The sequence below is a fragment of the Streptomyces sp. NPDC090106 genome, from assembly GCF_044747265.1.
Taxonomy (GTDB): Bacteria; Actinomycetota; Actinomycetes; order Streptomycetales; family Streptomycetaceae; genus Streptomyces.
In genome coordinates, this window is the sequence record NZ_JBIVDS010000002.1 from 509,858 (window position 1) to 527,831 (window position 17,974).

Below are 17,974 nucleotides of genomic sequence, written 5' to 3' on the forward strand. Positions count from 1 at the left end.
CCAAACCGCCACAATCCGCCTAGCGTGTGATCATGCCGGAAGCCCTCGCCCCCGCCCCGGGCGCCCTCCTCCTGTGCCGCGCGGAACCCGAAGCCGTCGCGCCCGCCGCCCAGCTCCTGCGCGAACGCATGCTGCTCACCCCCGCGGGAGCGGGCTGGAGCGTCCTCGTCCCCGAGGGAAAGCCCTGGCGCAACGGCGGCGAACCGGTCGACCGCGTCCTGACCGGCTGGGCCACCGCCCTCGCCGTCGGCGCCCCCTGGCCCGTCCTCGCCCTGTGGTGGGACGCCGACCGCGCCGGCTACACCCTCGCCTCCGGCTTCCGCCGCCCGGTCGGCTACGTGTGGCTCGCCAACGGCACCCCCGCCGGCGAGGACGAGGCGATGCGCACCTTCGCCGCCCGGCTCGGCCTCGACCCGGTGCTCGACGTGCAGTCCCTCGACGCGCTCACCGGACCCGACCCGGCCGCCGACGCCCGCGCCCGGCTGCGCGGCCTGCTCGCCGTCCTGACCCGCGCGGACCTCGCCCTCCCCGCGGGGCTGACCCCCGGCGAACCCGCCGACCGGCTCCGCGAGGTGGCCCGCGTCCAGCCGGACACCCGCCCCGTCGAGTGGGAGGGCTGGCAGGAGACCGTCCGCGCCGAACTGGAGGTCGTCGCGGGCCGCCGCCTCGCCCCCTGGCTCCCCTGGTCCGGCGACCCCCGGGCCCGCGTCCTGGCCCTCACCCAGGTCGCCGCCGGCCTCCCGCTCACCGCGTTCGGCCTCCGGCGGCGCAGCGGGGGCTGGCTCACGGCGGGCGCGCTGCTGCTGGCCCACGGGGCGCTGGGGCTGGTGTACGACCTGGCGCGCCCGCGCGACTGAGGGGGCGACGCCTCGCGGGCGGGCGCCGTCGCCGTACCGCATACCCTGAGGGAACAGGTCCGTCCCGTCAGGAGCATGCGTTGTACTTCACCGACCGTGGCATCGAAGAGCTGGAGAAGCGGCGCGGCGAGGAGGAGGTCACCTTCGAGTGGCTCGCCGAGCAGCTGCGGACGTTCGTCGACCTCAACCCGGACTTCGAGGTCCCCGTGGAGCGCCTCGCGACCTGGCTCGCGCGCCTGGACGACGAGGACGACGAGTAGCCCGCTCCGCCGGGAGGCGGCGCGGCGCCCGCGCGACCTGCCTCCCCGTGAACGCCGAAGGGCCCGGCCCCCCAGGGGGACCGGGCCCTTCTCGTGTGCGGGGTCGGGGCCTACGCCTCGAACACCTCACGCACCAGCTGCTCCTGCTCCGCCTGGTGGCGCTTCGCGGAGCCGACCGCCGGGGACGAGCCGTGCGGGCGCGAGATGCGGCGCAGGCGCTCGCCGTGCGGGATGTCCGCGCCGACCGCGAGGTCCAGGTGGTCGATCAGGTTGAGCGCGATGAACGGCCAGGCACCCTGGTTCGCCGGCTCCTCCTGGGCCCACAGGTACTTCTCGACGTTCGGGTACTTGGCGATCTCCGCCTGGAGCTCGGCACCCGGCAGCGGGTACAGGCGCTCTACGCGGATGAACGCGATGTCCGTGGCGCCGCGCTTGGTCCGCTCGGCCTCCAGGTCGTAGTACAGCTTGCCCGCGACGAACACGACCTTGCGGACCGCGGCCGGGTCCACCGTCGAGTCGCCGATGACCGGGCGGAACTGACCCGAGGTGAACTCCTCCGTCTTCGACGCGGCGGCCTTCAGGCGCAGCATCGACTTCGGGGTGAAGACCACCAGCGGCTTGTGGTGCGGGTTGTGCACCTGCCACCGCAGGAGGTGGAAGTAGTTCGACGGGAGCGTCGGCATGGCGACCGTCATGTTGTTCTGGGCGCAGAGCTGGAGGAACCGCTCGACACGGGCCGAGGAGTGGTCCGGGCCCTGGCCCTCGTAGCCGTGCGGCAGGAGCAGCGTCACACCGCTCGTCTGGCCCCACTTCTGCTCCGCCGCCGAGATGTACTCGTCGACGACCGTCTGGGCGCCGTTGACGAAGTCGCCGAACTGCGCCTCCCACATGACGAGCGCGTCGGGACGGGCGAGCGAGTAGCCGTACTCGAAGCCCATGACCGCGTACTCGGACAGCAGGGAGTTGTAGACGTTGTAGCGGGCCTGCTCCTCGGCGAGGTACTGGAGCGGGGTGTGCTCCTCGCCCGTCTCGCGGTCGATGAGGACCGCGTGGCGCTGGCCGAAGGTGCCGCGCTGGGAGTCCTGGCCGGAGAGACGGACCGGGGTGCCCTCCAGGAGGAGGGAGCCGACGGCGAGGGTCTCGCCCATGCCCCAGTCGATCGTCCCGTCCTCGACCATCGTCGCCCGGCGCTGGAGCTGGGGCAGCAGACGCGGGTGGACGTGGAAGGTGTCGGGGATGTTGACCTGGGACTCGGCGATCCGCTTGACGACCTCGGAGGAGATCGCGGTGTTCACGGCGACCGGGAACTCCGCCTGCGGGTCCGAGATCGGGCCCGCGGCCGGCTGGGCCGTGACGGCCTCGCGGACCTCGGTGAAGACCTTCTCCAGCTGGCCCTGGTAGTCCTGGAGCGCCTGCTCGGCCTCTTCCAGGGTGATGTCGCCGCGACCGATGAGGGACTCGGTGTAGAGCTTGCGCACCGAGCGCTTCTTGTCGATCAGGTCGTACATCAGCGGCTGGGTGAAGGCCGGGTTGTCCGACTCGTTGTGACCGCGGCGGCGGTAGCAGATGAGGTCGATGACCACATCCTTGTTGAACGCCTGGCGGAACTCGAAGGCGAGGCGGGCCACGCGGACGACGGCCTCGGGGTCGTCGCCGTTCACGTGGAAGATCGGGGCCTCGATCATGCGGGCCACGTCGGTGGCGTACATGGAGGAGCGCGAGGACTCGGGCGCCGCCGTGAAGCCGACCTGGTTGTTGATGACGATGTGGACCGTGCCGCCGGTGCGGTAGCCGCGCAGCTGCGACATGTTCAGGGTCTCGGCCACCACGCCCTGGCCCGCGAAGGCCGCGTCACCGTGCAGGGCGACGGGCAGGACGGTGAAGTCCGTGCCGCCCTTGTTGATGATGTCCTGCTTGGCGCGGGCGATGCCCTCGATGACCGGGTCGACCGTCTCCAGGTGGGAGGGGTTCGCGGCCAGCGAGACCGTGATCTGCTCGCCGTCCAGGCCGGTGAAGGTGCCCTGGGCGCCCAGGTGGTACTTCACGTCGCCGGAGCCGTGCATCGACTTCGGGTCGAGGTTGCCCTCGAACTCGCGGAAGATCTGGGCGTACGACTTGCCGACGATGTTGGCGAGGACGTTCAGCCGGCCGCGGTGGGCCATGCCGATGACGACCTCGTCCAGGCGCGACTCGGCCGCGGAGTCGATGACCGCGTCGAGCAGCGGGATGACGGACTCGCCGCCCTCCAGGGAGAAGCGCTTCTGGCCGACGTACTTCGTCTGGAGGAAGGTCTCGAAGGCCTCAGCAGCGTTCAGGCGGCGCAGGATGCGCAGCTGCTCCTCGCGCTCCGGCTTGGAGTGCGGGCGCTCGATGCGGTCCTGGATCCACTTGCGCTGCTTGGGGTCCTGGATGTGCATGAACTCGACGCCGGTGGTGCGGCAGTACGAGTCGCGCAGCACGCCGAGGATGTCGCGCAGCTTCATCAGGGACTTGCCGGCGAAGCCGCCGACCGCGAACTCCCGCTCCAGGTCCCACAGGGTGAGGCCGTGCTCGGTGATGTCGAGGTCGGGGTGCTTGCGCTGGCGGTACTCCAGGGGGTCGGTGTCGGCCATGACGTGGCCGCGGACCCGGTAGGAGTGGATCAGCTCGAAGACGCGCGCGGCCTTCGTGACGTCGTCGTCGTGCGAGGCGTCGATGTCCTTGAGCCAGCGGACCGGCTCGTAGGGGATGCGCAGGGCCTCGAAGATGTCGTCGTAGAAGCCGCCGTCGCCGAGGAGGAGGTTCGCGACGATCCGAAGGAACTCGCCGGAGGCGGCGCCCTGGATGACCCGGTGGTCGTAGGTCGACGTGAGCGTCATGACCTTCGAGATGCCGAGCTTGTTCAGGGTGTCCTGGGAGGTGCCCTGGAACTCCGCGGGGTAGTCCATGGAGCCGACGCCCATGATGACCGACTGTCCGGGCATCAGACGCGGCACGGAGTGGACGGTGCCGAGGCCGCCGGGGTTGGTCAGGGAGACCGTGACACCGGTGAAGTCGTCCATGCCGAGCTTGCCGTCGCGGGCGCGGCGGACGATGTCCTCGTAGGCCTGCCAGAACTCGAAGAAGTTCAGCGTCTCGGCCTTCTTGATGCCCGCGACCACGAGCTGGCGGTCACCGTTGGGCTTGACCAGGTCGATGGCGAGGCCGAAGTTGACGTGCTCCGGCTTGACCAGGGTCGGCTTGCCGTCCTTCTCCGCGAAGGAGTAGTTCATCGACGGCATGGCCTTGATCGCCTGCACCATCGCGTAGCCGATCAGGTGCGTGAAGGAGATCTTCCCGCCCCGGGCGCGCTTGAGGTGGTTGTTGATGACGATGCGGTTGTCGAAGAGCAGCTTCACCGGGACGGCGCGCACGGACGTGGCCGTGGGCACCTCCAGCGAGGCGTTCATGTTCTTCGCGACGGCGGCGGCAGGGCCGCGCAGCGTCACCAGCTCGGGGCCCTGCCCGGACGCGGCGGCGGGCGCGGCCTTCGCGGCGGCCGGCTTGGCGGCAGCGGCGGGCTTGGCGGCCGGAGCCGGCGCGGGGGCCGGAGCGGCGGCGGCCGGCGCGGGCGCGGCGACCGGAGCGGCGGGCGCGGGCTGGGCCGGGGCGGCCGGAGCCGGTGCGGGCACCGAGGGGGTGGCCGGGGCCGGGGCGGCGGCCGGTGTGGTGGTCCCCGCGGCCCCCGCGGCCGCGGTACCCGCCGCGGCCGGAGCGGCGGCGGGCGCGCCCGGCTTGTAGTCGGCGAAGAAGTCCCACCAGGCTCGGTCTACCGAATTCGGGTCCTGGAGGTACTGCTGATAGATCTCGTCGACGAGCCACTCATTGGCGCCGAACGCGGCCGCGGGGTTCTTGCCCGCTTGGTCGTTCTCGGTCGAGATGCTCGAGTTACTGGGGGACTGTGGCGACACGGCGGCAACCGCCCTCTTCCGCTTCACAAGGTGATGGACAGCGGGAATAAAGGCTACGCCCCCATGGCCGGGAAGGTCAGGCCGAGCATGGTCATCGTCGCGTAAGTCACACCGGAAAGCGTGTTTCGGGCCCGGAAATGGCGGGAAACAAGCGTGGTTCTGGTCCGGGAGGGAAGGGTGGAGCGCGGCCCGGCGCGATCTTCGCGCGGGTCTGTGGCCGATCACACGTGTCCGTCAGCACGGAAGCACATGGATCTTGGGACTCCGCTTCGAACTTTACGTCAACTTGGCAGAGAAGGGAGTCCCGGAAGAGTGACAAGGATCCGGCAGCCCCGCTCGGATTCGGCCACTCCGATCCGGCCGCCGTGCAGATCCACCGCCCAGCGGGCGATCGCGAGACCGAGCCCGGTGCCGCCGTCGCTGCCCGGGCCGTGCGGACGGCGGACGGCGCCGCGGTTGAACCGCTCGAAGACGCGGTGCCACTCCGAGCGCGGGATGCCCGGCCCCTCGTCGAGGATCTCCAGCTCCAGCGACTCCGGGGACTCCCCGCGCCGGGCCCGCACCGTCACCCGTCCGTGCGGCGGGCTGTGCTTGACCGCGTTGTCGATGAGGTTCGCCACGACCTGGTGGATCCGCTCGGGGTCCGCGTGCGTGGTCAGCTCCGGCGGGGACACGTCCAGGTGCAGATGCACGTCCGTGCGCGAGTGGCTGCCGGAGCCGGAGGCGATGCCCCCGCGCGCCGAGGCGACCATGTTGGCCTCCTTCAGCACGCCCGACAGATAGGGCCACACCTCGAAGCGGCGGCGCTTGAGCGGGACGACGCCGTTGTCCAGGCGGGACAGGTCCAGGAGCGTCTCGACGAGCCGGCCGAGCCGTTCCGTCTGCTTCAGGGCCGTGCGCATGGTCTCGGGGTCCGCGGGCGAGACCCCGTCCACGATGTTCTCCAGCACCGCCCTGAGTCCCGCGATGGGGGTGCGCAGCTCGTGGGAGACGTTCGCCACGAGTTCCTTGCGCTGCTGTTCCTGGGCCTCCAGGTCGTCGGCCATCAGGTTGATGGTCCCGGCGAGGTCGCCCAGCTCGTCCCGGCGGTTCTCGCGCACCCGGCGGGTGTAGTCGCCGTGCGAGATGGCGCGGGCCACCGCGTTCATCTCGTCCAGCGGGGCGGTGAGCGAATGGGCCACGAACTGCGTAATCAGCAGTGTGGCGATCATCGAGAAGACCGTGATGAAGCGGATCTCCGTCTTGGTCTGCACCGCGATCATGGACAGACCCGTGGTGATCAGGACCGAGGCGACGACGAGCGCGCCCAGCTTGGTCTTGATCGAGAACGGGCGCACGCTGCCCCAGGGCTCCTCGGCGGAACCCTTCGGTTCCCCGGGGCCGCTTCTCCGTCCCGCCGGAGCGCCGCTCATGGCGTCGGCGTCTCCAGGGCGTAGCCCACACCGTGCACGGTGCGGATCCGCTCGGCGCCGATCTTCCGGCGCAGGGCCTTGATGTGGCTGTCGACCGTACGGGTGCCGGAGGCGTCCGCCCAGTCCCACACCTCGGCCAGCAGCTGCTCACGGGAGAGCACCGCGCGCGGGGTGTTCGCCAGGCACACCAGCAGGTCGAACTCGGTGGGCGTCAGATGCACGTCCTCCGAGCGCACCCGGACCCGGCGCTGCGCGTGGTCGATCTCCAGCTCGCCGAGCCTGAGGATGCCCGAGCGGGGCGTCGCGGCGGCCAGCGCCGCCCGCTCCACGCGCCGCAGCAGGACGTGCACCCGCGCGGCCAGCTCACGCATCGAGAACGGCTTGGTCATGTAGTCGTCGGCGCCGACCCCGAGCCCGACCAGCATGTCGGTCTCGTCGTCCCGCGCGGTCAGCATCAGCACCGGCACCGGACGGGCCGCCTGCACCCGGCGGCATACCTCCAGGCCGTCGAAGCCCGGCAGCATGATGTCGAGGATCAGCAGATCGGGCTGCCAGGCCTCGGCGGTGTCGACGGCCGCCGGTCCGTCGCCCGCGGTCTGTACGAGGAAGCCCTCGGCGCGCAGGCGGGTTGCGATGGCCTCCACGATCGTCGGGTCGTCCTCGACCACCAGCACGCGGCGCTGTGCGCCGGGGGTCGCCGTGGCCGTGCCGTTGTGGGAGGTGTGTGTCTGCTCCATCGCCCGCCCCATAAGTTGCTTTCCGGAATCAGTGGGGTGATCCCGCTTACTGGCTATGCCTGCGCATGCTTGCGATTGACGCTTGAATGATCTGCGCCAGGGAAGCAGGGTACGGGCAGTAACACTGCCAGGGCTATCCAGGTCTGACCGCGAGGTGGACGGCGTCGGGTACGCCCCGGGCAACGGGGATCTCTTCGGTACGCACCTGCTGGAAACCGGCATTCCGCAGGGAACCTTCGAAATCAGGCGAGGGCTGGGCCGACCACACGGCCAGTACCCCTCCCGGCCTCAACACCCGTGCGCAGCTTGCCAGTCCGGCCGTCGAGTAGAGCCCTTCGTTGCCCTCGGTGACGGTCCAGCCGGGGCCGTTGTCGATGTCGAGGCACAGGGCGTCGTACGTGTCCGATGTCTCATCCAGGTAAGTGACAAGATCGGTTTCCAGAACATCCACGCGCGGATCCGTGCGGGCCCGGGCCGTGAGCGGGGACAACGGACCGTGACGGTGCCAGCCGACAATGGCCGATTCCCGCTCCACGACGGTGATCGCGCCCCAGCGCGGGTCGCCCGCCGCGTGTGCGAGCGAGAAACCCACGCCGAGACCGCCGATCAGCACGCCCGGTCCCTCGCGGCCGTCCAGCGCCCCGAGCGCCGCGTCGATCAGCAGACGCTCGGACCGGCCGTCCGAGGTGTCCATCAGGAAACAGCCGTTGGCGATGATCTGGAGCAACTCCCCGTGCCGGCGCAGCACCACCTCGCCGTACGGTCCCTCGCGACGGTCCAGGACTTCGGGGAGGTCGTACGACGTGGGCATCCGCCCATCCTCACACGGTCAGGCCGTGCCCGTAGGGGAATATCGGGTCCGCCGTGTCGTTGGGGACGTCCGGGCGGGAGGCGGCCACCGCGGCCATCGAGCGCGGGAGTTCGAAGGGCAGCCGCCCCTCCGCCCGCGCGCGCCCGAAGGCCACGTCGAGCAGGGCCGCGTCCGAGGCGCCGTAGTCGGCCACCAGCGCGGCGGCCCGTTCGGCGATCTCCGGGAGTACGGCGGGCCGTTCGAGGTTGACGCACACCAGCGTCGGCACGGTGTCCAGCAGCCGCAGGATCTCCTTGAGCTCGTCCTCGGGGAAGGCGAGCGAACCGGAGTGGAAGAACGACTCGAAGCGGCCCGGCCGTTGCTCGTAGGGGGTGCGCAGCCGCAGGACGGCGACGTCGGCCTCGGCGGGATCGGCGACGACCTCCCCGTAGGCCGCCGCCGTCCCGGGGGCGACGCCCTGGACGTACAGGCGGGGGCGTCCGGTCAGCGGGAGCAGCGCGGAGTTGCCCAGGACCGTCAGCGAGCGGCGCTGGGCGGCCTCGCCGAGCGCGGTGAACTCGGCCGCCCCGACGGTCTCCTCGGCGCGGTCGACGTCGACGTACGGGTTCTCGAAGAGGCCGAGGACGAACTTCTCGCGCAGGAGGCGGCGCACCGACGCGTCGATCCGCTCCTCCGGGACGCGGCCGGATCGGACGAGCTCGACGATCACCTCCGGACACTGCTCGCCGCCGAACTGGTCGGAGCCCGCGTCCAGGGCCTTGGCCGCGCGCTCGGCGACGGAGAGGTGCTCGACGCCCCAGGCGCGGGCCTCGGCGGGCTCGCCCATGATCTCGGCGTCCGTGAGCAGACCCCAGTCGGTGCAGATGACGCCGTCGAAGCCGAGGCGCTCGCGCAACAGGCCGGTCAGGACACCCTTGTTGAAGCCGAAGCCGACCTCCTCCCAGTCGGTGCCGACGGGCTGGCCGTAGTACGGCATCATCTGCGAGCAGCCCGCCTCGACGGCCGCGGCGAACGGCGCGAGGTGGTGCTCGCGCAGCCCGCCCGGGTACACCTGCTCCTTGCCGTGCGGGAAGTGCGGGTCCTCGCCGTCCTTCTGGGGGCCGCCGCCGGGGAAGTGCTTGACCATCGCGGCGACCGACTCCGGGCCGAGCGCGGGACCCTGGAGCCCGCGGACGTACGCCCGGACCAGCTCGCTCGTGGTCTCGGCGCTGGAGCCGAACGTGCCCGACTGGCGGGACCAGCGGGGTTCGGTCGCCAGGTCGATCTGGGGGTGGAGCGCCACCCGGAAGCCGACGGCCAGGTACTCGCGGCGGACCGTGTCCGCGAAGCGTTCCACGAGGTCCGCGTCGCCGATCGCGGCCAGCCCGAGCGGCTCCGGCCAGGCCGAGAAGGCGCCGGAGTTGAAGGAGGCGCCCGGGTTGTCGGTGAAGGTGTGGCGCGGGTCGGTGGAGAGGGTGACCGGGATGCCGAGCCGGGTGCCCGCGGCGAGCTCTTGCATCCGGTTGGCCCAGGTGGCCATCTCGCGGGCGGTGCCCTGGCCGAGGAGGTTGAAGTGGCTGAGCAGGCGCCCGGCGACCAGCTCCGTGGTGCCGTACCGGAGGAAGGGGCCGTCCTCGGCCAGGTCGCCGCCCGGGGCCATGCTCAGCATCGTGTGGAAGAGCTGGCCCGCCTTCTCCTCGAGGGTCATCCGGGAGAGCAGGTCCTCGACGCGTGCGTCGACGGGGAGGTTCGGATCGCGGTAGGCGGGGGCCGGCGTGGTCATCACTGTGTTCCCTTGCTGGACTGGCCGGTCCGGCCGGACCTGTGCGGCCGGCCGGACTCGCTGGACGGGCCCGGTGGTTACTTGACCGAGCGGATGAACTGGACGGCGAGGGCGCCGAGTACGGCCGCGATCGCGCCGAAGAGGAACAGTGCGCCGTAGTTGCCGCCGCCGCCGATCGCGAGGAACGCCGGGGCGACGATCGGGACGAGGGACTGCGGCAGGGCGTTGCCGATGTTGAGCACGCCCATGTCCTTCGCGGACTCCTCCGGGTTGGGCAGCACCGCCGCGGCGAGCGCCATGTCGACGGAGAGGTAGAGGCCCTCGCCGAAGCCGAAGACGACCAGCGCGGCCAGATACATCCCGAAGTTCTGCGCGGAGGCGATCATCGCCAGGCTGACGCCCATGAGCAGCGAGGAGCCCAGCACGTAGGGCTTGCGGCGGCCGGAGCGGTCGGAGAACTGGCCGCCGAGCAGGGAGCCCGCGACGATCGCGACGACCATGACGAGCGTGCCGGACAGGACCTTGCCGGTGACGGTCTCGTCGTCGTAGCCGAGCCGGTCCATCAGGAAGTACACCTGGTAGCTGGTGACGCAGGAGGCGCCGGTGAAGACCAGGAAGCGGCCGGCGAAGTTCCAGGCGAAGTCGGGGTGCCTGACCGGGTTGACCCAGAAGCTGCGCGCGAACTCCTTGAAGCTGTACGGCGCGAAGGCGCCCGGCTTGGCGGGACGGTCCTTGATGACCACGGCGAGGCAGGTCACGGCGGCCACGCCGATCAGGCCCGGCACCAGGAAGGCCAGCGCGATCGAGGAGCTGAAGACGTTGGCGAGCAGGGAGCCGCCGATCATCGCGAGCGAGGTCGTGATGCCGATGACGCCCGAGACCCGGCCCTGCTGACGCGGCGGGATCAGGTCGGGGATGCAGGCGGTCAGCGCGGCCAGGGTGGCGTTGATGCCGAGCTGCGCGAGGGCCCAGCCGGCCATCAGGACCGGCACGCTGCCGCCGACGGCCACGACGAGCAGACCGGCGAACCCGGCCACCATGCCGCCGATCAGCCAGGGGCGGCGGCGGCCGAAGCGGCTGGTGGTGCGGTCGGAGAGGGCGCCGAAGACGGGGTTGCCCAGCATCGCGAGCAGCGCTCCGACGGAGAGCACCTGGCCGAGGGCGGTGCCGCGGTCGGCCTCCGGGACGATCTGGCTGACCCGCAGGGCGAGGGTCACCATGACCGGGGTGAGGACCGCGAGGTAGGCGCCGAACTGGGCGAGGGCGAGCGTGAGGACCAGTTTCGCGGGGGCGAGCGGCCGGTCGTCCTCGGGGGCGAGCGCGGCGGGGGAGGGCGTCGCGTCGAGAGAGGCGTCGTGGCTGAGGGCCATGCGGCACTCCAGTGGGGACGGGGGCGGGCTTCCTTGCCGCGCCGACAGGCCTAGGGAAACAGCAAAACCGAGTAGGTACTAGGTTTTGTTCGGGTGGGCAGAATCACGCTGCACGTGGCTTGAAATTCAGGGTCGTTTACTCGTGTAAGTCATGGGTGTGGGGACGCTGTGAAAGGGCCCTGATCCTTGTGAGTACTGGCTTGTCGTCGTATCGCGTGCCCGATCGTGAAGGATCTGTGCGCGCGGGCGCCGATGGCCGGAAGATGCACTCCTTCGAGCCCTCGCCCCGCTGATCGGGCGACGGCTACTGTGGCCGGTATGACCACGATGGACAGCAAGCCGATCGCCGCCGCCGCCGGCCCGGGCGGGGCGCGGCGGAGCCGGCGGACGTACGCGGTCGGGGACGAGCGTCGGCTGCGGATCATCGACGCCGCGGTCGAGCACTTCGCCCAGCGTGGCTTCCACGCCTCGTCCCTGGCGCAGATCGCGAAGGACGTCGGCATCACCCAGGGCGGCCTGCTGCACCACTTCCGCAGCAAGGAGGACCTGCTCGTCCAGGTCCTGGAACGCATCGACGAGCAGGACGAACAGAAGTTCTTCTGCGAGGAGTTCGGCACGGCCGCCGAGGCCTACGCCAAGCTCCTGCGGCTCACCGCGTACAACGCGGCCCGGCTCGGCCGCACCCGGATGTTCAACGTGCTCGCCGCGGAGGCGGGCGACGTCGCGCACCCGGCCCACGCCTACTTCCGGCGCCGCTACGCCAAGGTCGTCGACTCCATGGCGGCCTGCTTCCGGCACGCCGTCGCCAACGGCGAGCTGAGGCCGGACACCGACGTGACCGGACTCGCCGAGGAGACCGCCGCCGTCATGGACGGCCTCCAGCTCCAGTGGGCGCTCGACCCGCAGGGCTTCGACATGGTCGGCCGCTTCCACCGGTACGCGGACCGTCTGCTGCGGTCGATCACGGTGGCGGGAACCGGGCTGCCCGCCCTCGGCTGAACGGGAGCGTGCGAGAACTCCCTGTGAATCGGGGGCGGGGTGGCGCCCGTCACAGACACGGGGAGGGGTGGGCGCCAATCGTGGGCAGGGACGGAAGGAGCGTCCCGTGGTGGAACGGACGAAGACGGCCTGCCCCCTCCCGGACGCCGCCGGGCTGCTGGACGGCATCCCGGCCCAGCGCGGCACGTCACCGGCCACGCCCGCGCCCTCCCGGCGCCCGCCGATCCCCTTCACCCTCGGATACGGCGCCGTCCTCGCCGCGACCTCCCTGTTCACCGCCTACGCCGACCCCGGCGTCGTCCACAGGCTCCTCCAGGGCTCCAGCACGGACGTCGCCCACCTGCTGCGGGCGCCCTTGTTCGTGCTGCCGGCCAGCGCGCTGTGGGTCGCGGGCGGGCTGCTGTCGCCCTTCTCGGTCGGGTTCCTGCTGGTGCTGGGCGCGCTGGAGCGGCGCGTCGGCGGGGTGCGGGCGGCGGCCGTCTTCCTGTTCGGCCATGTCGTGGCCACGCTCGCCACGGAGGTGCCCGTCGGGTTCGCCGTGCTCGTCGGCCATCTCCCCGGCAGTTCGCTGCACCGCATGGACTACGGCATCAGCTTCGGCGTCGCCACGAGCCTCGGCGCCCTGACCGGTCTGCTGCGCCCCTGGCTGCGGTGGCCCCTGCTCGCGCTGTTCACGGCGATGCTCCTCCAGGACCTCGTCGCCTTCAGGGACCCGCTGTCCGACTGGGGCCATCTGATCGCCCTCGCGCTCGGGGTGGCCGCCTGGCCGGCGGTGAGGCGGTGGCGGGCGGCCGGGCGAGGGATTCGCTGACGCGCTGTCCCGCGCGGGTCAGTTCCCGTCCGAGAGGCGGGCCTTGGCCAGCTGCTTCTCCAACGCCGGTACGCCCAGGCGCTGTTCGTCGACGTTCGTCGCCGCGTGCAGCCGGTTCTGCAACTGGTAGGGGTCGGCGCGCAGGTCGTAGTACTCGCGGAAGAGGGTCTGGCCGGTGCCGTGGGGGCGGCCGTCGGGGCCGAGGCGGGTGCGGTAGTACTCCGTGTACTGCGCGGTCTTGCCGATCAGCGACGCCCACGTGTGGATCGGCTTCTTGTCCTGGCGGTTCCACCACCACTCGGCGAGCAGATGGGTGCGGTCGTTGCCGGGATCGAGCAGGGAGTGCCCGTCGTGCGGGGTGTCGGGGGTGATCCCGGCCGCGTCGAGGAAGGTGGGGGCGATGTCGACGTGGCCGACGAGACGGTCGTCCGTGCGGGCCGTGTGCAGACCGCCCGCCGGCCAGGAGGCGAGGAAGGGCACTTCGAGGCTGGGCCGGTAGGGCACCGACTTGCGCAGCCAGCCGTGGTCGCCCCAGCACAGGCCGTGGTCGCTGGTGAACAGGACGAGTGTGTTCTCCAGCTGGCCCAGCTCCCGCAGCTTGTCCCGGAAGTCGCGCATCGCGTCGTCCACGGACAGCAGGGTGCGCAACTGGCGGGCGCGCAGGGCCGATCCCTCGGCGAACGTGTGCCCGGCCCGCCGCAGGAACGGCGGCTTGTCGGCCTTGCCGCTCTCGAAGACCGACGGGCGGCCCTTCCAGTCCGGCACGCGCGTGTGGGCGTACTTCCGCTCGGCGATGTTCACCTCGTGCGCGGCGCGGGTGGCGACGTACGCGAACCAGGGGCGGCCGTCGTCGCGGGAGCGCTCGATGAAGTCGAGGGCGCGGTCCTTGATGACGGTGGTGTTGTAGCCGGGGATGTTCCGGACGGTCCCGTTGTCGTTGTAGTGGCCGTCGTAGTAGCGCACCGGCTCCTGGAGCAGCCACTCGTCGAAGTGGGGCGGCGCGTCGCCGGTGGGCCAGAAGTTGAGGTACTTGCCGAACAGCCCGGTGCGGTACCCGGCCTCCTGCAACTGCCGCTGCACCACCGTGCGTTGGTCGAGGTGCTCCGGGTGCCGGGTGTCGAGGACGCCGTGGTTGTGCGCGTACCGGCCCGACATGATCGACGCGCGGGACGGCGCGCACAGCGGGGTGTTGGCGTGCGCGCGGCCGAAGGTGGTGCCGTGGCCCGCCAGCCAGTCCAGGGTCTGCGGCAGCGCCCAGTCGGTGTCCTTGGGCTGGTCGTCGGTGAGGACGAAGAGGATGTTGGGGCGGGCGTCCCGCCGGGCCGCGGGCGACGGCGCGAGGGACGTGGCCCGGCTCGCCACAGGGGCGGCGGGACGGGGGGTGGTGCGCGTGGTGGCGACGGGGGAGCCCTCGCTCTCGCGCAGGACGAGCGGGACCGCCGCGCCCGTCGCCGCGACCGCGGCCCCCGCGATCAGCGCGCGCCGTCCCGGCCCACGCCGCTGCCCCTCGGTCATCCGCTTCCCCAAGTCCCCGTAAATCCCCGTACAACGGCCGAGCCGCCTGTGAACGAGCTTGCAGTGTGCAGGGATTTCCTGTGAGTCGCGTTGCGGGTTCGTGACGGCCGGCCCGCGAAGTCGTGGCGAAACGGCGGCGATACGGCGGCTGCGCGGCGCCGGTACGGCGGCTGTGCGGCGGCGGTCAGGTCCGGGAGTCGCCGCCTCGCGGGCCCGTGGACTTCGCGCTGGTCAGCGCCGCCGACACCGTCCAGCCCAGCGACGCGTACAGTCCCCGGCCCGCTGGGGTGGCCGCGAGGACGCAGGTCTCCGCGCCCTCCTCCAGGGCGGTGCGCTGGAGCGTGCGCATCACGAGGCCGCCGAGCCCCTTGCGCCGGTGCGCCGGGGAGGTGGTGATCTGGTCGGCGACCGCGGTCGCGCCGGTCGGGGCGAGCTGGCCGCGCGCCGCCCAGGAGCCGTCGGGGGCGGCGACCATCACCCGGTGGAGTCCGCCGCGCGACCACGCGCGCAGCCGGTAGCCGTCGGGCACCGCGGGCAGCGGGCCGCGCTCCTGCTCCAGCGGCAGCGTCATCAGGTACCCCGGCTCGGGGTCGACCCACCACTGATCGCCCAGCCACGGCCCGACCACCGCCGGGTGCCGGAACACCTTGAGCCAGACGCCCTCGCCGGTCACGGCCCCGGCGACCTTCCGTACGGCCGCCCCGTCCACGTCGTCCCCGAGCGCCCCGAACACATGCCGGGTGACGTGCCCGTCCGCGCCCATGTCGATCGTGCACCCCCACGCCTCGACGTCGGGCGGGGCCGCTCCGCGCGAGAGCACCCACCCGTCGACCCAGGCCCGCACGACCCTGTCCATTCAGCCTCCCGCACTGCCGCGACGGTCTCGTCTCGGTGGACGAATGCAATGGCCGGAATGTAATGGTCGGAAGGTCCATCTGTCTATTACTCGATCGTTGATCGCTCAGAGCGAACGGCACCGGGGGAACATTCGAGGGCTCACGTGCATTGAGTCGGCATAGCTCAACTTGAATGCCGAAGGGGAGATCATGGCTGCTGAGTCCACGCCGTTCACCACGCTCACCCTGCCTGTGCTGCCGCTCGACGACGAGGTCGTGCTCCCTGGCATGGTGGTTCCGCTGGACCTGAACGACACCGATGTGCGCGCCGCGGTGGAGGCCGCCCAGGCCGCCGCGCGGTCGGAGCCCGGGAAGCCGAGGGTCCTGCTGGTGCCGCGTGTCGACGGGACGTACCCGGGCACGGGTGTGCTCGGCACGGTCGAACAGGTCGGCCGGCTCGCCGACGGCGACCCCGGCGCGCTGATCCGGGGCCGGGCCAGGGTCCGTATCGGCGCGGGCACCAACGGCCCCGGTGCCGCCCTGTGGGTGGAGGGCACCCGGATCGACGAGACCGTGCCCGAGCCGCTGCCGGGCCAGGTCGCCGAACTGGTCAAGGAGTACAAGGCGCTGGCCACGGCCTGGCTGCGCAAGCGGGGCGCCTGGCAGGTCGTCGACCGCGTCCAGGCCATCGACGACGTGTCCGCGCTCGCCGACAACTCCGGCTACTCGCCGTTCCTGACCACCGACCAGAAGATCGAACTCCTGGAGACCGCCGACCCGGTCACCCGCCTCAAGCTCGCCACCCAGCAGCTCCGCGACCACCTCGCCGAGCAGGACGTCGCCGAGACCATCGCCAAGGACGTCCAGGAAGGCGTCGACAAGCAGCAGCGCGAGTTCCTGCTGCGCCGCCAGCTCGAAGCCGTCCGCAAGGAACTGCGCGAGCTCAACGGCGACGCCGCGACGGACGGCGAGGAGTCCGACGACTACCGCGCCCGCGTGGAGGCCGCCGACCTGCCCGAGAAGGTCCGCGAGGCCGCCCTCAAGGAGGTCGACAAGCTGGAGCGGTCCAGCGACCAGTCGCCCGAGGGCTCCTGGATCCGCACCTGGCTCGACACCGTCCTCGAACTCCCGTGGAACGAACGCACCGAGGACGCCTACGACATCCAGGGCGCGAAGTCGGTGCTCGACGCCGAGCACGCCGGCCTGGAGGACGTGAAGGAGCGCATCACCGAGTACCTGGCCGTGCGCAAGCGCCGCAGCGAGCGCGGCCTCGGCGTGGTCGGCGGACGGCGCGGCGGTGCCGTGCTGGCCCTCGTCGGCCCGCCCGGCGTCGGCAAGACCTCGCTGGGCGAGTCCGTGGCCCACGCGATGGGCCGCAAGTTCGTCCGCGTCGCCCTCGGCGGCGTCCGCGACGAGGCCGAGATCCGCGGCCACCGGCGCACCTACGTCGGCGCGCTGCCCGGCCGGATCGTCCGCGCGATCAAGGAGGCCGGGTCGATGAACCCGGTGGTCCTGCTCGACGAGATCGACAAGGTCGGCTCCGACTTCCGGGGCGACCCGGCCGCCGCTCTCCTCGAAGTCCTGGACCCGGCGCAGAACCACACGTTCCGCGACCACTACCTGGAGGTCGAACTCGACCTGTCCGACGTCGTGTTCCTCGCGACGGCGAACGTGCTCGAAGCCATCCCGGAGGCCCTGCTCGACCGCATGGAGCTGGTCCGCCTCGATGGCTACACCGAGGACGAGAAGGTCGTCATCGCCCGTGACCACCTGCTCCCGCGCCAGTTGGAGCGCGCGGGCCTGAAGGACGACGAACTCGCCATCGACGAGGGCGCGTTGCGCAAGCTCGCCGGCGAGTACACCCGCGAGGCGGGCGTCCGTACCCTGGAGCGCTCGATCGCGCGCCTGCTGCGCAAGGTGGCCGCCCAGCACGAACTGGGCGAGCGGGAGCTGCCGTTCACGGTGACGGACGCCGATCTGCGCGCCCTCATCGGCCGCCCGCACCACGTCCCCGAGTCCGCCCAGGACCCGGCGGAACGGCGCACGGCGGTGCCCGGCGTGGCGACCGGCCTGGCGGTGACGGGCGCCGGCGGTGACGTGCTCTACGTGGAGGCGTCCCTGGCGGACCCGGAGACGGGCGCCGCGGGGCTGACGCTGACCGGACAGCTCGGTGACGTGATGAAGGAGAGCGCGCAGATCGCGCTGAGCTTCCTGCGCTCGCACGGCGCCGAACTGGAGCTGCCGGTGGCCGACCTGAAGGACCGGGGCGCGCACATCCACTTCCCGGCGGGCGCGGTCCCCAAGGACGGCCCGAGCGCCGGCATCACGATGACGACGGCCCTGGCCTCGCTGCTCAGCGGGCGGTTGGTCCGCACGGACGTGGCGATGACCGGTGAGGTGTCGCTGACCGGTCGGGTCCTTCCGATCGGCGGCGTCAAGCAGAAGCTGCTGGCCGCGCACCGGGCGGGCGTCACGACCGTGATCATCCCCAAGCGCAACGAACCCGACCTGGACGACGTCCCGGCGGAGGTGCTGGACAAGCTCGACGTCCACGCCGTCACCGATGTCCGCCAGGTCCTGGAGCTGGCGCTGTCGCCCGCCACGAACGGCGCGGCACCGGAGGTTCCGGTAGCGGCGTGACGGCTGTGCCCGTTCAGCAGGCTCCGCCTGCGGGT

Annotated in this window: 13 protein-coding genes; 5 read left to right on the forward strand and 8 right to left on the reverse strand. The window is 71.7% G+C overall.

Going from position 1 to position 17,974, the window contains the following annotated elements:
* Positions 1-32: 32 nt before the first annotated feature.
* Positions 33-857 (forward strand): hypothetical protein, encoded by an 825-nt coding sequence (locus ACIPSE_RS07860; RefSeq protein WP_401658671.1) that lies wholly within the window; start codon positions 33-35, stop codon positions 855-857.
* Positions 858-937: 80 nt separating this feature from the next.
* On the forward strand, positions 938-1,117 hold the full coding sequence (locus tag ACIPSE_RS07865; protein ID WP_003992906.1) for a DUF6104 family protein: 180 nt from the start codon (positions 938-940) through the stop codon (positions 1,115-1,117).
* 110 nt (positions 1,118-1,227) lie between these two features.
* Here ACIPSE_RS07865 and ACIPSE_RS07870 read toward each other — a convergent pair whose 3' ends face one another.
* From ACIPSE_RS07870 to ACIPSE_RS07895, 6 genes are all read right to left on the reverse strand, one after another.
* Positions 1,228-5,046: a multifunctional oxoglutarate decarboxylase/oxoglutarate dehydrogenase thiamine pyrophosphate-binding subunit/dihydrolipoyllysine-residue succinyltransferase subunit gene (locus ACIPSE_RS07870; RefSeq protein WP_401658674.1), complete on the reverse strand. Its 3,819-nt coding sequence runs from the start codon at positions 5,044-5,046 to the stop codon at positions 1,228-1,230.
* 281 nt (positions 5,047-5,327) lie between these two features.
* A complete protein-coding gene (locus ACIPSE_RS07875; protein WP_401658677.1) occupies positions 5,328-6,458 on the reverse strand; it encodes a sensor histidine kinase in 1,131 nt (376 codons plus the stop codon).
* Complete coding sequence (locus tag ACIPSE_RS07880) at positions 6,455-7,195, reverse strand: response regulator transcription factor (RefSeq protein WP_046261291.1); 741 nt, start codon at positions 7,193-7,195, stop codon at positions 6,455-6,457. Before ACIPSE_RS07880 ends, ACIPSE_RS07875 begins: the two co-directional genes overlap by 4 nt.
* 133 nt (positions 7,196-7,328) lie before the next feature.
* Complete coding sequence (locus ACIPSE_RS07885; RefSeq protein ID WP_401658680.1) at positions 7,329-8,006, reverse strand: spermidine synthase; 678 nt, start codon at positions 8,004-8,006, stop codon at positions 7,329-7,331.
* A gap of 10 nt (positions 8,007-8,016) precedes the next feature.
* Entirely contained in the window at positions 8,017-9,768 is a 1,752-nt protein-coding gene (locus ACIPSE_RS07890; protein ID WP_401658683.1) for a glycoside hydrolase family 3 protein, read from the reverse strand.
* A 77-nt stretch (positions 9,769-9,845) separates the two neighbouring features.
* A complete protein-coding gene (locus ACIPSE_RS07895) occupies positions 9,846-11,138 on the reverse strand; it encodes an MFS transporter (protein ID WP_401658685.1) in 1,293 nt (430 codons plus the stop codon).
* A gap of 318 nt (positions 11,139-11,456) precedes the next feature.
* Between ACIPSE_RS07895 and ACIPSE_RS07900 the strand changes: the two genes are divergently transcribed.
* Positions 11,457-12,137 (forward strand): TetR/AcrR family transcriptional regulator, encoded by a 681-nt coding sequence (locus ACIPSE_RS07900; RefSeq protein WP_401658688.1) that lies wholly within the window; start codon positions 11,457-11,459, stop codon positions 12,135-12,137.
* A 109-nt stretch (positions 12,138-12,246) separates the two neighbouring features.
* A complete protein-coding gene (locus ACIPSE_RS07905; RefSeq protein ID WP_401659754.1) occupies positions 12,247-12,948 on the forward strand; it encodes a rhomboid-like protein in 702 nt (233 codons plus the stop codon).
* An 18-nt stretch (positions 12,949-12,966) separates the two neighbouring features.
* On the opposite strand, the gene ACIPSE_RS07910 is transcribed toward ACIPSE_RS07905, so the two are convergent.
* Positions 12,967-14,463: a sulfatase gene (locus ACIPSE_RS07910; protein ID WP_401658691.1), complete on the reverse strand. Its 1,497-nt coding sequence runs from the start codon at positions 14,461-14,463 to the stop codon at positions 12,967-12,969.
* Positions 14,464-14,647: 184 nt separating this feature from the next.
* The gene (locus tag ACIPSE_RS07915) at positions 14,648-15,319 is read right to left on the reverse strand and encodes a GNAT family N-acetyltransferase (protein WP_401658693.1); all 672 of its coding nucleotides are present in this window, start codon (positions 15,317-15,319) and stop codon (positions 14,648-14,650) included.
* A 190-nt stretch (positions 15,320-15,509) separates the two neighbouring features.
* On the opposite strand from ACIPSE_RS07915, the gene lon reads away from it, so the two are divergent.
* Positions 15,510-17,939 (forward strand): endopeptidase La, encoded by a 2,430-nt coding sequence (lon, locus tag ACIPSE_RS07920; RefSeq protein ID WP_401658696.1) that lies wholly within the window; start codon positions 15,510-15,512, stop codon positions 17,937-17,939.
* The last annotated feature ends 35 nt before the right edge of the window (positions 17,940-17,974 follow it).

Bases quoted from the DNA above. Each gene is read 5' to 3' on its own strand.
- ACIPSE_RS07875 (WP_401658677.1), bottom strand. From the start codon at position 6,458: ATGAGCGGCGCTCCGGCGGGACGGAGAAGCGGCCCCGGGGAACCGAAG.
- ACIPSE_RS07895 (WP_401658685.1), bottom strand. From the start codon at position 11,138: ATGGCCCTCAGCCACGACGCCTCTCTCGACGCGACGCCCTCCCCCGCC.
- ACIPSE_RS07915 (WP_401658693.1), bottom strand. From the start codon at position 15,319: ATGGACAGGGTCGTGCGGGCCTGGGTCGACGGGTGGGTGCTCTCGCGC.
- ACIPSE_RS07910 (WP_401658691.1), bottom strand. From the start codon at position 14,463: ATGACCGAGGGGCAGCGGCGTGGGCCGGGACGGCGCGCGCTGATCGCG.
- ACIPSE_RS07885 (WP_401658680.1), bottom strand. From the start codon at position 8,006: ATGCCCACGTCGTACGACCTCCCCGAAGTCCTGGACCGTCGCGAGGGA.
- ACIPSE_RS07880 (WP_046261291.1), bottom strand. From the start codon at position 7,195: ATGGAGCAGACACACACCTCCCACAACGGCACGGCCACGGCGACCCCC.
- ACIPSE_RS07860 (WP_401658671.1), top strand. From the start codon at position 33: ATGCCGGAAGCCCTCGCCCCCGCCCCGGGCGCCCTCCTCCTGTGCCGC.
- ACIPSE_RS07900 (WP_401658688.1), top strand. From the start codon at position 11,457: ATGACCACGATGGACAGCAAGCCGATCGCCGCCGCCGCCGGCCCGGGC.
- lon (WP_401658696.1), top strand. From the start codon at position 15,510: ATGGCTGCTGAGTCCACGCCGTTCACCACGCTCACCCTGCCTGTGCTG.
- ACIPSE_RS07890 (WP_401658683.1), bottom strand. From the start codon at position 9,768: ATGACCACGCCGGCCCCCGCCTACCGCGATCCGAACCTCCCCGTCGAC.